The organism is Streptomyces sp. NPDC002958 (assembly GCF_055563255.1).
Genome location: NZ_JBVHDS010000002.1, coordinates 532,145 through 544,023, shown reverse-complemented (window position 1 = coordinate 544,023; position 11,879 = coordinate 532,145). Strand labels below are relative to the sequence as shown.

Here is an 11,879-nt window from a genome sequence, read left to right as displayed (position 1 = left end):
CATCACTGGTCGGGCAAGCCTGACCACGAGCGGCCGGGCAAGGCTGACCATCACTGGTCGGGCAAGCCTGACCACGAGCGGCCGGGCAAGGCTGACCATCACTGGTCGGGCAAGCCTGACCACGAGCGGCCGGGCAAGGCTGACCACCACTGGTCGGACAAGCCCGACCACAACTGGTCGGACAAGCCGGGCCACAGGGGCTCGCTTTCGAACACGGGTTCCCGCGGCGGTGAATGGATTCTCGGCGGTATCGCGGCAGCTCTGCTCGTGGCCGGATCGGCGGCCACGCTGGTGGCCCGCAGGACGCGTCGACGCGGCTAGCTTTGGCCCATGGCCGAACTGCTGCTGCACCTCACCGAAGGCCCCTTGTGGGAGGCGGCCCGCGGGATCGGGACGTACGAGATGTCCACCCGCGGCCGCACCCTGCACGAAGAGGGCTTCATCCACTGCTCGCTGCCGCACCAGCTCGCCGGCGTGGCCGAGATGCTGTACGGCGCAGGGAGCCGGGCCGGGAACGGTGACCAGGATCTGGTGGTCCTCGTCATCGACCCCGCCCGGCTCCCGGCACCCGTACGGTACGAGCCCGTCGAGCCCGGCGGCGAGGAATTCCCGCACATCTACGGCCCCGTCCCGGTGGACGCGGTCGTGGAGGTGCGCCCCTGGCCGCGCAAGGAAGGCGCCACCGCATGAACCCCCCACCCCCCACATCCCCCACAGAACCCTCCGGCTCCTCCGCTTCCTCCGGCTCCTCCGGCCCGGAGAGCCCCGGCGCCCCCATTGTCGCCGTCACCGGCGCGAGCGGTGCGGTCGGCGGCCGGGTCGCGCAGCGCCTGGCACGTGCCGGAGTGCCCGTGCGACTCCTCGGCCGCGACCCGTCCCGGCTGCCGGAGTTGCCCGGCGCTGTCGCCGCACCGCCAGCCCCCTACGGTGACGGGGAGGCCATGCGCCGCGCCCTCGCCGGGGCGCACACCCTGTTCCTCGTCTCGGCGCACGAGAGCCCCGACCGGGTGCGCCAGCACACGACGGCCGTGGACGCGGCGGTCGCCGCGGGCGTCGAACGCATCGTGTACGTCTCCTTCCTCGGCGCGGCGCCGGACGCCACGTTCACCTTCGCCCGGGACCACTGGCACACCGAGGCGCACATCCGGGTCGCCGAGGTCCGCTACACCTTCCTGCGTGACAGCCTGTACCTCGCCGGGCTCCCGGCGATGACCGGCGCCGACGGGGTACTGCGAGGTCCGGGCGGCGACGGCAGGGTGGCAGCGGTGGCGCACGAGGACATCGCGGACGCCGCGACCGCCGTGCTGCTGGCCGATACCGAGAGCGCCGACACCCGCCACGACGGGGTCACGTACGACCTCACGGGCCCCGAGGCCTTCACCCTCGCCGAAGCGGCCGAGGAACTCGGCCGGGTCACCGGCCGGACCATCACCTACGTAGCGGAGACCCGCGAGGAGGCCTATGCCTCACGGGCGCATTACGGTGCCGAGGACTGGGAGATCGCCGGCTGGGTGACGTCGTACGAGGCCATCGCCACCGGCGAGATGTCCACGGTCTCGGACGCGGTACCGCATCTCACCGGGCATCCGGCGATGAGTCTGGCCTCCTACTTGAGGGAGCATCCGGACAGCTATCGGCATCTCCTGAGGACGGACTGACCTCACGGCGGGCGACACCGAGAGAGGAAGGGGCGGGCAGCCGATGTACACAAAAACCCGTGGGCCCCTGGGACCGGCACTGCTCCTGACCGGAGCCCTGCTCGCCGGGGCCGTCCTCCGCCCCCGTCGCACAACGAGCGCCGCGCGGCGGTGACGACGGGCTCACCCGCCGATGGCGCGAAGACATGCCAAGATGCCGGACGATTCGGTCGATCACCGCCCGGCCTCTCCGTCTTGTCAGCCCTCGTCGTGCACTCTCTTCAGCGCGGCGATGTCCAGTTTCTTCATGGTCAACATCGCAGCGGTGGTCCGCGCGGCCTTCTCCGCGTCCTGGTCGCTGATCAGATCGATCAGCACCTCGGGGACGACCTGCCAGGAGACACCGTATCTGTCCTTCAGCCAGCCGTAGGGCCCCTCTTCACCCCCGTCGGTGAGACTGCTCCAGTAGTAGTTCACCTCGTCCTGGTTCGCGCAGCGGATCTGGAACGAGATGGATTCGTTGAAGGTGAACTGCGGCCCGCCGTTCAGCCCCACGAACTTCTGGCCGTTGATCTCGAACTCGACCGCCATCGCCGACCCGGCAGGCCCGGGACCGGCTTCGGTGTAGCGGTTGATCCTGCCGAGGCGGGAGTTCTTGAAGACCGAGAGGTAGTACTCCGCTGCCTCCTCGGCCTGCCCGTCGAACCACAGACATGTGGTGAAGCCCTCGGTGGTCATCGCTGTCTCCTGTCGTGAGCGCATGTCCGTTGTGTGTGCGCATATCCATCCATGCCGACTGATCCCGTCCCAGAAACTCATCGGTCGCACATGGAGGGCATCGGCGAGTACCAGCAGGGGCAAGGCGATGGGGGAGATCCGTCGGGCAGCGCGGCCTCGTGCCTGGTAAGCGGCTGGCCCCTGCCGGGTGTTGAGCCTACGCTCGCCTGAACGGTGCTGCGCAGCCCGGCATGCTGCGGAGCCGCGGCAGAGCGGCCCAATGCGATCGGCGTGCGGAGGTTCCCCTCATGCCGACTGACGGGTTCGGGCGGACCTGCCCTTCCTTTGAACGCCCTGGAAATGGAGGGGCATGCGCCTGTTGCCTCCGCCTCTCCGGCCACTTCTCACGGCACAGTGGGGCTATGAACGCAGATGACAGGAACCTTCTGGCCCGGGCGCGTGCAGCGACCAGGCTCCCAGCCCGGAATCTGGACCGGGCGCGGCGTTTCTACTCCGAACAGCTCGGTCTGGAGCCCGTCGACGAACGGCCCGGTGGGCTGCTCTATCGGTGCGGAGGCGTGGACTTCGTGCTGTTCCGATCGACGGGGGCCTCGCCCGGCACCTTCACGCAGATGGCGTGGGAAGTCGACGACATCGAGACGGTCGTGTCGGAACTCAAGCGGCGCGGCGTGGTGTTCGAGGAGGTCGACGTGCCCGGGTTTCGAACGAGGGGCGGGATTGCCGAGATCGAAGGGAACTACCCGAGCAAGGGCGCACGCGGTGAACGCGGCGCCTGGTTCCGTGACAGCGAGGGAAACATGCTGGGCATCGGTGAGCCGGTCGTCTGAACAGACCCGGGGCGTGCTCGCTACCGGGATGTCCGGATGCGTCCTGCCGGCGATCGTGGTCGGATTCCTGGCCGGTTGGGAGGGTGATCTGTGGATCCATGTGCACCCTTGGCCGGGCAACGAAAGACCGCACCCGGTCCGTGATGGGCGCCGTGCTCGGCGGCCTGCGGACCGGGTGCGGACAGGTAGGCGATGTGACCAGCGAAACGCAGGTCAGGCGGCCCAGGCCAGATCAGGCCTTCTTGGTCTCCCAGAAGATCTTGTCGATCTGGGCGATGTAGTCCAGCGCCTTCTGGCCCGTCGCCGGGTCCGTGGAGGCCTTCGCGGCCGACAGTGCCTTCAGGGCGTCGTTGACCAGCTGGTGCAGCTCCGGGTACTTCTCGAAGTGCGGGGGCTTGAAGTAGTCGCTCCACAGCACCGAGATGTGGTGCTTGGCGAGCTCGGCACGCTGCTCCTTGATGACCACTGCGCGGGCCCGGAAGTGCGGGTCCTCGTTGGCCTGGTACTTCTCCTGGACGGCCTTGACGGACTCCGCCTCGATGCGGGCCTGGGCCGGGTCGTACACGCCGCAGGGCAGGTCGCAGTGGGCGCTGACCTTCACCTTGGGGGCAAACAGGCGGGAAAGCATTGAGCTGTCCTTCCTCGTGATCGTCTTCTCAGGTGGGACATTACTCCGTGAGAGACGGGTTTTTGTGGGTGCCCCCATGGGCTTAGGCCAAAAGTCCGGGGTGAGGATGGGTCTACTGGCCGAATGTACGAAACGCTGTACAGGACGGTGTACTGGACGGACCGGGGAGGTGCCGGAGAGATGCGGGAGGTGCCGGAGGTGCCGGAGCTGACGCAGGAACAGCCCGGGCGGGGGCCAGCCGGGCGTGTGCCGTTCCAGGTTGTGGAGGTGACGGGGCCGTCCATGGTGCCCACGCTCCATCACGGGGACTGGCTGCTCGTGCAGTACGGGGCGACGGTGCGCCCCGGGGACGTGGTGATTCTGCGTCATCCGTTCCAGCAGGATCTGCTGGTCGTCAAGCGGGCCGCCGAGCGGCGCCGGGGCGGCTGGTGGGTGCTGGCCGACAACACCTTCGCGGGCGGCGACAGCACGGATTACGGGACGGTGCCCGAGGATTTCGTGCTGGCCAGGGTCCGGGCGCGCTACCGGCCGCTGAAGAAGGATCAGCGGTCGGTGCGGGGTGTGGTGATCTGGGCGGTCTCCGCGCTGCGACCGGTGTCGGCGGCGCGTTCCGTCTCCAGGCGCTTGCGGGCCCGGTAGGCGGCCACGTTGGCGCGGGTCGCGCAGCGGTCCGAGCAGTAGCGGCGGGAGCGGTTGGTCGAGGTGTCGAGGTAGGCGTTGCGGCACGGCGCCGCCTCGCACAGGCCGAGCCGGTCCACGCCGTACGAGGTGAGATGGAAGGCGAGGCCCATCGCCGCGATGGCGGCGTACCCGGCCGTCGCGTTCGACGGGTGGTCGGCCAGGTGCATGTGCCAGTCCGGCTTGCCGTCCTCGTCGCGGAAGTCGTGCCCGGAGATCTGCGGGCTGACCGGGAACTCCAGCAGCAGTGAGTTGAGCAGGTCGACGGCGAGTGTCTCGTCACCGCCGTCGGCCGCTTCGAAGACCGCGCGCAGCCGGGCCCGTACGGACCGGAAGCGGGTCACATCCGCGTCGGCCGCCCGCCGGGCCGCCTGCCTGTTGGCGCCGAACAGCTCGCGCACCGCCTCGACGGAGGTGAGGGAGTCCTTGTTGCGGTTCGGCTCCTCGGTGTTGACCAGACGCACGGCATAGTCCGAGTAATAGGCCAGTTCCACTTGTAGTCCTTACGGGCATCGGTCTAAAGTCGATGCAGCGAACGATGTAATGGGCTTTTATGGTTCCAGGGTATTACATGGGAGGTCCATCGTGACGGAGACAACGGCAGGTACTGACTGGACGGCCTGGCAGGAGAGCTGGGACCGCCAGCAGGAGTGGTACATGCCCGATCGTGAGGAACGGTTCCGGGTGATGCTGGACATGGTCGAGGCCATGGTGGGGCCCCGGCCGCGAGTGCTCGATCTCGCGTGCGGTACGGGAAGTATTACGGACCGGCTGCTCAAGCGGTTCCCCGAGGCCACCAGCACCGGCGTCGACCTCGACCCGGCGCTGCTCGCCATCGCCCGCGGCCACTTCGACGGCGACGAGCGCGTCACCCTCGTCACCGCCGACCTCAAGGACCCCGACTGGGCAGGGAAGTTGCCGTACGAATCGTACGACGCCGTCCTCACCGCCACCGCCCTGCACTGGCTGCACACCGAACCGCTCACCGCGCTCTACCGGCGGATCGGCGGGCTCGTCCGGGACGGCGGGGTGTTCATGAACGCCGACCACATGATCGACACCGAGACCCCCCGTATCAACGCGGCCGAACGCGCCCACCGGCACGCCGCCATGGACCGGGCCAAGGCTGCGGGCGCTCTCGACTGGGCGGACTGGTGGGCCCTCGCCGCCAAGGACCCGGTCCTCGCCGGGCCGACCGCCGAGCGGTACAAAATCTACGGCGAGCACGCGGACGGCGACATGCCGTCCGTGCGGTGGCATGCCGACACCCTGCGGGAGGCCGGGTTCGCCGAGGCGAGGGCCGTCTGGGCGTCGCCGTCGGACACCCTGGTGCTCGCGGTGAAGTAGCGACAGCAAGCGCACCGGAAGGGGCGGTACGGGCCGGGGCCCGTACCGCCCTATTTTTTTGTCTTCTGCTGCAACCCGCTGTGCGTCCCACCGCACTGGAGGGGTGGGACGGTCCGCACCCGCGGACCCAGAGAGGGGCGCCGACGATGCGGATCGATGACGATGCCGCGCTGCACGCCTTCGTCGAGGGCAGACGTACCGCGTTGTTCCACAGCGCGTATCTGCTGTGCGGCGACCGGCATGAGGCCGAGGACCTGGTCCAGTCGACGCTGGTCAAAGTGGTGCTCGGCGGACGGCGGTACGGGCGGCTCGACAACATCGAGGCGTACGCACGCAAGACCCTGGTCAACACCTTCATCGCGGCCCGTCGCCGGTTCTGGCGGCGCGAACAGGCGTACGGCGAACTGCCCGACCTGGCGGGCCATGCGCCCGACACGGACACCGGCCTTGCGGTGCGGGCGGCCCTCGCCCGGCTCACGGCCAGGCAGCGGGCCGTACTGGTGTTGCGCTACTGGGAGGACCTGAGCGTCCAGGCCACTGCCGAACTGCTCGGGATGCGGGAGAGCACGGTCAAGAGCCATGCGGCTCGGGGGTTGGCGGCGCTGCGCGCCGAGATGGTGGAGGAATTCGTATGAACGACGTTCGTGAACTGCTGGGGCGGGTCGCAGAGGACGCGGGGCAGCCGGCTATTTCCACCCGGGCGGTGTACGCCGGGGCCGCCCGGGCGCGGCTGCGGCGCCGGGCCGGCGTATCGGTCGCGGCGATCGCCGCGGTCGCTGTCGGAGCGGTCGCGCTGCCGGGCCTTGCCCAGGATGCGAAACCGCAGGATTCGTCGGTGGCGGCTCCGAACGAGCTTGTGGGCAACAGCGGCAAGGGCAAGGAACTGGCCGGGCTGCTGCCCGAGGGCGTGGGGAGCGTCGAAGAGGTCTCGCTCCCGGTCGTCATCAAGAACGCCACGGCCGAGCAGGCCTGGGATCACCCGGTGGGGCCGCTGGACGGGGATTACGCTGTCCGCAAGGACGGCGGCGTCGGCTACCTCACGGTTCGCACCATCGACGCCAAGGGCATGGCGAAGAAGCTCAGCGGGGCCGATCCGGCCGCGGACCTGTGCAATCCGACCAACTGGGAGCCGCGCCCGGCGGACTGCGTACGCGAAAAGCTTCCGGACGGGCGGGTGCTGGCCATCTGGAGTGGCGGCTCGCCCGTGTGGGGGTCCGAGCTCGTGGGCCGGATCACCCTCAAGGGAGGCGGACAGCTGACCGTGCGCCAGAGCACCGGCTTCAAGGGCAAGCAGGCGCAGGGCCCGCTTCTCAAGACATTGCCGCTCACCCGCGCCCAGATGCGCACCCTGATGCTCAGCCCGGAACTGCTGCCGAAGAAGTAGGGAGCAGAAGCACGGAACAGGAGCAGGGATACGAAGAGGAGGGCGGTGCGGACCCGGATCGGTCCGTACCGCCCTCCTTCTGCGCTCTCAGAGCACCTTTGACAGGAACGACTTTGTCCGGTCGTGCTGCGGGTTGGTCAGTACGTCGCGCGGGTGGCCCGACTCGACCACCACACCGTCGTCCATGAAGACCAGCGCATCGCCGACCTCACGGGCGAAGCCCATCTCATGGGTGACGACGATCATCGTCATGCCGTCCTCCGCGAGATCGCGCATGACGTCCAGGACATCGCCCACCAGCTCCGGGTCGAGCGCCGACGTCGGCTCGTCGAAGAGCATCAGCTTCGGCTCCATGGCCAGGGCGCGGGCGATGGCCACCCGCTGCTGCTGACCACCGGAGAGCTGGGAGGGATAGTTCTTCGCCTTGTCGGCCAGGCCCACCCGGTCCAGCAGTCGCTCGGCCCGGGCCCGGGCCACTGCCTTCGCCTCGCCCCTGACCTGGACCGGGGCCTCCATGACGTTCTCGATCGCCGTCATATGAGGGAAGAGGTTGAAGCGCTGGAAGACCATGCCGATGTCCCGGCGCTTCAGGGCTACTTCGCCGGCCTTGAGCTCGTAGAGCTTGTCGCCCTTCTGGCGGTAGCCCACCAGCTCGCCGTCGACGTACAGTCGGCCGGCGTTGATCTGCTCCAAGTGGTTGATGCACCGCAGGAAGGTCGACTTGCCGGAACCGGACGGGCCGATCAGACAGAAGACCTCGCGCGGGGCGACCTCCAGGTCGATGCCCTTGAGGATGTGTGCGGCGCCGAAGGACTTGTGGACACCTTCGGCCTTCACCATGGCGGTCATGAGGTCACCCCCGTGCGGTTGCTGAATGCGGCCAGGTTCGCCTTGACCTTCTGCCAAGGGGTGGGCGCCAGGCTGCGGGTCGTGCCCCGGGCATAACGGCGCTCCAGATAGAACTGCCCGACGCTGAACACACTGGTCATCGCGATGTACCAGATCGACGCGACGAAGAGCATCTCCATCACCGCGTACGAGGTCGAGCCGATGCTCGACGTGGCACGGAGCAGCTCCGGATAGGTCACCGCGACCGTCAGCGACGAGGTCTTCAGCATGTTGATGAACTCGTTGCCGGTCGGCGGGATGATCACCCGCAGCGCCTGCGGCAGCACCACCCGGCGCATCGTCTTGGCCTGGGTCATGCCGAGTGCGTGCGACGCCTCGGTCTGGCCCTCGTCCACCGACTGGATACCGGCACGGCAGATCTCCGACATGTACGCCGCTTCGTTCAGGCCGAGGCCCAGCAGGGCGCACATGAACGGGGTCATGACGTCCGTCATCTCGTCCTTGTAGATGAACGGGATGTTCAGGATGGGGAAGATCAGCGCCAGGTTGAACCACAGCAGCAACTGCACGTAGACCGGCGTGCCGCGGAAGAACCAGATGTACAGCCAGGCGACGCCACTGGTCACCGGGTTCTTGGACATCCGCATGACCGCCAGGATCACGCCGAGGACCACGCCGAGCACCATGGAGAGCACGGTGATCATCAGGGTGCGGCCCGCACCCTTGACGACGGTGTCGTCGAAGAGCGTGTCGGACACCGCGTGCCACTGGACGTTGCCCTGCGCGAACGCGTACACCAGCGCCGCCAGCAGCGCGATGACGATCACACCGCTGAGCCAGCGCCCGTAGTGGCGGACGGGAATTGCCTTTATCGCCCCGGCGGAGAGCGTGGCCTCCTTGGAGACCGTGCCCCCGCCCGGCATGGTGCCCACAGGCACCTTGTCGAACTTCTCAGTCACAGCGACTGCCCTTCAGTGGTGGGCCTGGCTCACTTGCCGCCGTTGATGGCGGCGGCGTCGATCGCGCCGGACTCTGCGCCCCACTTCTCCAGCACCTTCTGGTAGGAGCCGTCCTTGATGATGGCGTCGACGGCTTCCTTGAGGGCGTCCCGGAGCTGGGTGTTCTTCTTGCTGACCGCGATCCCGAAGGGGCCGGCGTCGTACTGGTCGCCGACGATCTCGAAGGCCTGGCCGTTGTCCGCCTTGCGGACCAGTTCGAGGGCGACCGGGTAGTCGTTGACGCCGGCAACCGCGCCGCCGGACTTCACGCGGGTCTGGGCCTCGGTGTCGTCCTCGAAGGCCTGGATGTCGATGGCCTTCTTGCCCCCGTCCGTGCACTTCTTGGACTGGGTGTTCAGGGCCTTCTCGTACGTGGTGCTCTTCTGCACGGCGGCGGTCCGCCCGCACAGGTCCTCGATGGACTTGACGCCCTGCGGGTTGCCCTTCTTCACGTACACGGCCGTACCGGCGGTGAAGTAGTCGACGAAGTCGACGCCCTCGCCGAGCTTCTTGCCCTTGGCGTCCAGGCCCTCCTGACGCTGCTTGTTGTCGGTGATCGACGACATCGCGATGTCGTAGCGGCCCGAGTTCAGGGCGCTGATCAGGCCGTCGAAGGAGCCCGAGGTGAACGTGAACGTCACTCCGAGCTGCTTGCCGAGGGCGGCGGCGATGTCGGGGTCGACACCGACGATCTGGCCGTTGACCTCGGACTCCATCGGGGCGTACTCGGCGTTGGTGCCGACCTTGATGACGCCCGCGTCCTGGATGTCCTTGGGCAGCTTGCTGAAGAGCGGCGCGGCGTTCTTCTTCGCGTTCGTGTCGGTGCCGCCCCCGTCGGTCTGGTCGCCGCAGGCGGTCAGCAGCATGGTGCCGGCGACCGCGATGGCGCCGACCGCTGCAATCCGGGACTTCGCAGCCGTACGACGTGTGGTGCTTGCGGTCATGTTCGGGTTCCTCCGGCAGGTGAGGGGTGTTACCAGGTGCTGTGGACACACGACGTCGGATGTCGTCGCCTGTGTGTGATTACGGCATTTTGCCATTCGGATTCGTTCAAACAGGGGGCCAGTCATGTCAAAATCGGGTAACGGGCGATCCCCGAACCTCAAAGGGCTGGTACATCAAGACCGGACCATCTATGGGGTTTTCTTCTTGATGCCGGACGACTTTCGGTGCATGCCGACTGGTGGACGAAATTTCGCCGGTTGGCTGACTTGTCCAGATATTCGGCTATGAGTCACATCACCGCGTCGAGATGGACTCGTCGGTGATGCGGTCCGTCCGGTAAAAAAGACCTTTACACCCCTCATCCGGGGCTCAGGGCGCGTGTGCGGCGCGCCCGCGCGTACGTATCTCCCCTGCCGGGGCGGGCCAACCGCCGGGCGCGGGGGACGTACGCGGTGCCCGCCCACCCCTCCTCAACCAGGAGTGGCCACCCTCAAACGATGAAGACTTAAGGGGCCAACACCATGGCAGCGGAGATTGTCAATCCTCGCAGCGACAGCACCAGCGACAGCACCACCGACAGCACCACCGATGAGCCGTTCGATCCGGCCTTCGCGCTCCACCGCGGCGGCAAGATGGCAGTGCAGGCCACCGTTCCCGTCCGTGACAAGGACGATCTGTCCCTCGCGTACACACCCGGCGTCGCCAAGGTGTGCAGCGCCATCGCCCAGAATCCCGAGCTGGTCCACGACTACACCTGGAAGTCGCAGGTCGTCGCTGTCGTGACGGACGGCACCGCGGTGCTCGGCCTCGGTGACATCGGTCCCGAGGCGTCCCTCCCGGTGATGGAGGGCAAAGCAATCCTGTTCAAGCAGTTCGGCGGCGTCGACGCGGTGCCGATCGCGCTCGCGACCACCGACGCGGACGAGATCGTCGAGACGGTCGTCCGGCTCGCACCGTCCTTCGGCGGCGTGAACCTGGAGGACATCTCGGCGCCGCGCTGCTTCGAGATCGAGGCCAAGCTGCGGGAGCGGCTCGACATCCCGGTCTTCCACGACGACCAGCACGGCACCGCCATTGTGACGCTCGCGGCCCTGCGCAACGCCGCGAAGCTGTCCGGCCGGAGCCTCGGCGAGCTGCGCGGTGTCATCTCGGGCGCCGGTGCCGCCGGGGTTGCCATCGCCAAGTTCCTGCTGGAGGCGGGGCTCGGCGATGTCGCCGTGGCCGACCGCAAGGGCATCGTCAGCAGGGACCGCGAGGACCTGACGGACGTCAAGCGCGAGCTGGCCGAGCTCACCAACCGGGCCGGGATCTCCGGTCCGTTGGAGAGCGCGCTGGCCGGCGCGGACCTCTTCATCGGGGTTTCCGGCGGTACCGTGCCCGAGGCCGCCGTCGCCTCGATGGCACCCGGTGCGTTCGTCTTCGCGATGGCCAATCCGAACCCCGAGGTCCACCCCGACATCGCGCACAAGTACGCGGCAGTCGTGGCGACCGGGCGTTCCGACTATCCGAACCAGATCAACAACGTGCTGGCCTTCCCGGGCATCTTCGCAGGCGCGCTTCAGGTCCGGGCCTCCCGGATCACCGAGGGCATGAAGATCGCCGCGGCGAATGCGCTGGCGGATGTCGTGGGCGATGAGCTCGCGGCGGACTACGTGATTCCGTCGCCGTTCGACGAGCGGGTGGCGCCGGCGGTGACGGCTGCGGTGGCCGCGGCGGCGCGGGCGGAGGGCGTGGCTCGGCGCTGAGGTTCGGGGCGGGGCGGGGATACGGGCGCCCGGTTGAGGGGTGCGGCTGCGGGCGGACATACGCCTGCGGCGGGCCTGTTTCCCGCCCCTTCCCATGACCGGG

General features: G+C 68.2%; 14 protein-coding genes and 1 pseudogene. 9 read left to right on the top strand and 6 right to left on the bottom strand.

What is annotated here, in order from left to right; genetic code table 11:
- The 3 genes and pseudogenes from ACZ3IC_RS05905 to ACZ3IC_RS05895 form a co-directional block, all read left to right on the top strand.
- Nucleotides 1-321: pseudogene (locus ACZ3IC_RS05905) on the top strand (hypothetical protein); the annotation flags it as partial.
- A gap of 9 nt (nucleotides 322-330) precedes the next feature.
- Nucleotides 331-690 (top strand): DUF952 domain-containing protein, encoded by a 360-nt coding sequence (locus tag ACZ3IC_RS05900; protein ID WP_467412970.1) that lies wholly within the window; start codon nucleotides 331-333, stop codon nucleotides 688-690.
- Nucleotides 687-1,658, top strand: a complete 972-nt coding sequence (locus tag ACZ3IC_RS05895; protein WP_467412968.1) for an NAD(P)H-binding protein — start codon at nucleotides 687-689, stop codon at nucleotides 1,656-1,658. Before ACZ3IC_RS05900 ends, ACZ3IC_RS05895 begins: the two co-directional genes overlap by 4 nt.
- A gap of 237 nt (nucleotides 1,659-1,895) precedes the next feature.
- On the opposite strand, the gene ACZ3IC_RS05890 is transcribed toward ACZ3IC_RS05895, so the two are convergent.
- Entirely contained in the window at nucleotides 1,896-2,375 is a 480-nt protein-coding gene (locus ACZ3IC_RS05890; RefSeq protein ID WP_467412965.1) for a VOC family protein, read from the bottom strand.
- A 401-nt stretch (nucleotides 2,376-2,776) separates the two neighbouring features.
- On the opposite strand from ACZ3IC_RS05890, the gene ACZ3IC_RS05885 reads away from it, so the two are divergent.
- Entirely contained in the window at nucleotides 2,777-3,202 is a 426-nt protein-coding gene (locus ACZ3IC_RS05885; protein ID WP_467412964.1) for a VOC family protein, read from the top strand.
- Nucleotides 3,203-3,434: 232 nt separating this feature from the next.
- Here ACZ3IC_RS05885 and sodN read toward each other — a convergent pair whose 3' ends face one another.
- Nucleotides 3,435-3,830 (bottom strand): superoxide dismutase, Ni, encoded by a 396-nt coding sequence (gene sodN / locus ACZ3IC_RS05880; protein ID WP_072483792.1) that lies wholly within the window; start codon nucleotides 3,828-3,830, stop codon nucleotides 3,435-3,437.
- 123 nt (nucleotides 3,831-3,953) lie between these two features.
- Between sodN and sodX the strand changes: the two genes are divergently transcribed.
- Complete coding sequence (gene sodX, locus ACZ3IC_RS05875; protein WP_467412962.1) at nucleotides 3,954-4,469, top strand: nickel-type superoxide dismutase maturation protease; 516 nt, start codon at nucleotides 3,954-3,956, stop codon at nucleotides 4,467-4,469.
- Here the strand turns inward: sodX and ACZ3IC_RS05870 are convergent.
- On the bottom strand, nucleotides 4,373-5,002 hold the full coding sequence (locus ACZ3IC_RS05870; protein WP_467412961.1) for a CGNR zinc finger domain-containing protein: 630 nt from the start codon (nucleotides 5,000-5,002) through the stop codon (nucleotides 4,373-4,375). The two genes, sodX and ACZ3IC_RS05870, sit on opposite strands and share 97 nt — an antisense overlap.
- Nucleotides 5,003-5,051: 49 nt before the next feature.
- Here ACZ3IC_RS05870 and ACZ3IC_RS05865 point away from each other — a divergent pair, with 49 nt between their 5' ends.
- From ACZ3IC_RS05865 to ACZ3IC_RS05855, 3 genes are all read left to right on the top strand, one after another.
- Nucleotides 5,052-5,855 (top strand): class I SAM-dependent methyltransferase, encoded by an 804-nt coding sequence (locus ACZ3IC_RS05865; protein ID WP_467412960.1) that lies wholly within the window; start codon nucleotides 5,052-5,054, stop codon nucleotides 5,853-5,855.
- A 146-nt stretch (nucleotides 5,856-6,001) separates the two neighbouring features.
- Nucleotides 6,002-6,490 carry a SigE family RNA polymerase sigma factor gene (locus ACZ3IC_RS05860; RefSeq protein ID WP_467412958.1) on the top strand — a complete coding sequence of 163 codons (489 nt, stop codon included), beginning with the start codon at nucleotides 6,002-6,004 and terminating at the stop codon, nucleotides 6,488-6,490.
- Nucleotides 6,487-7,239, top strand: a complete 753-nt coding sequence (locus ACZ3IC_RS05855; protein ID WP_467412957.1) for a hypothetical protein — start codon at nucleotides 6,487-6,489, stop codon at nucleotides 7,237-7,239. Before ACZ3IC_RS05860 ends, ACZ3IC_RS05855 begins: the two co-directional genes overlap by 4 nt.
- 87 nt (nucleotides 7,240-7,326) lie before the next feature.
- Here ACZ3IC_RS05855 and ACZ3IC_RS05850 read toward each other — a convergent pair whose 3' ends face one another.
- Genes ACZ3IC_RS05850 through ACZ3IC_RS05840 form a run of 3 tightly spaced genes read right to left on the bottom strand, consistent with a single transcriptional unit; the run spans nucleotide 7,327 to nucleotide 10,030 of the window.
- On the bottom strand, nucleotides 7,327-8,088 hold the full coding sequence (locus ACZ3IC_RS05850; protein ID WP_467412954.1) for an amino acid ABC transporter ATP-binding protein: 762 nt from the start codon (nucleotides 8,086-8,088) through the stop codon (nucleotides 7,327-7,329).
- Complete coding sequence (locus ACZ3IC_RS05845; RefSeq protein ID WP_467412952.1) at nucleotides 8,085-9,047, bottom strand: amino acid ABC transporter permease; 963 nt, start codon at nucleotides 9,045-9,047, stop codon at nucleotides 8,085-8,087. The genes ACZ3IC_RS05850 and ACZ3IC_RS05845 overlap by 4 nt, the downstream gene beginning before the upstream one ends.
- A gap of 29 nt (nucleotides 9,048-9,076) precedes the next feature.
- Nucleotides 9,077-10,030, bottom strand: coding sequence for an ABC transporter substrate-binding protein (locus ACZ3IC_RS05840; RefSeq protein WP_467412950.1), 954 nt, complete (start codon nucleotides 10,028-10,030; stop codon nucleotides 9,077-9,079).
- A gap of 522 nt (nucleotides 10,031-10,552) precedes the next feature.
- On the opposite strand from ACZ3IC_RS05840, the gene ACZ3IC_RS05835 reads away from it, so the two are divergent.
- Nucleotides 10,553-11,776 (top strand): NAD(P)-dependent malic enzyme, encoded by a 1,224-nt coding sequence (locus ACZ3IC_RS05835; RefSeq protein ID WP_467412948.1) that lies wholly within the window; start codon nucleotides 10,553-10,555, stop codon nucleotides 11,774-11,776.
- Nucleotides 11,777-11,879 lie beyond the last annotated feature (103 nt).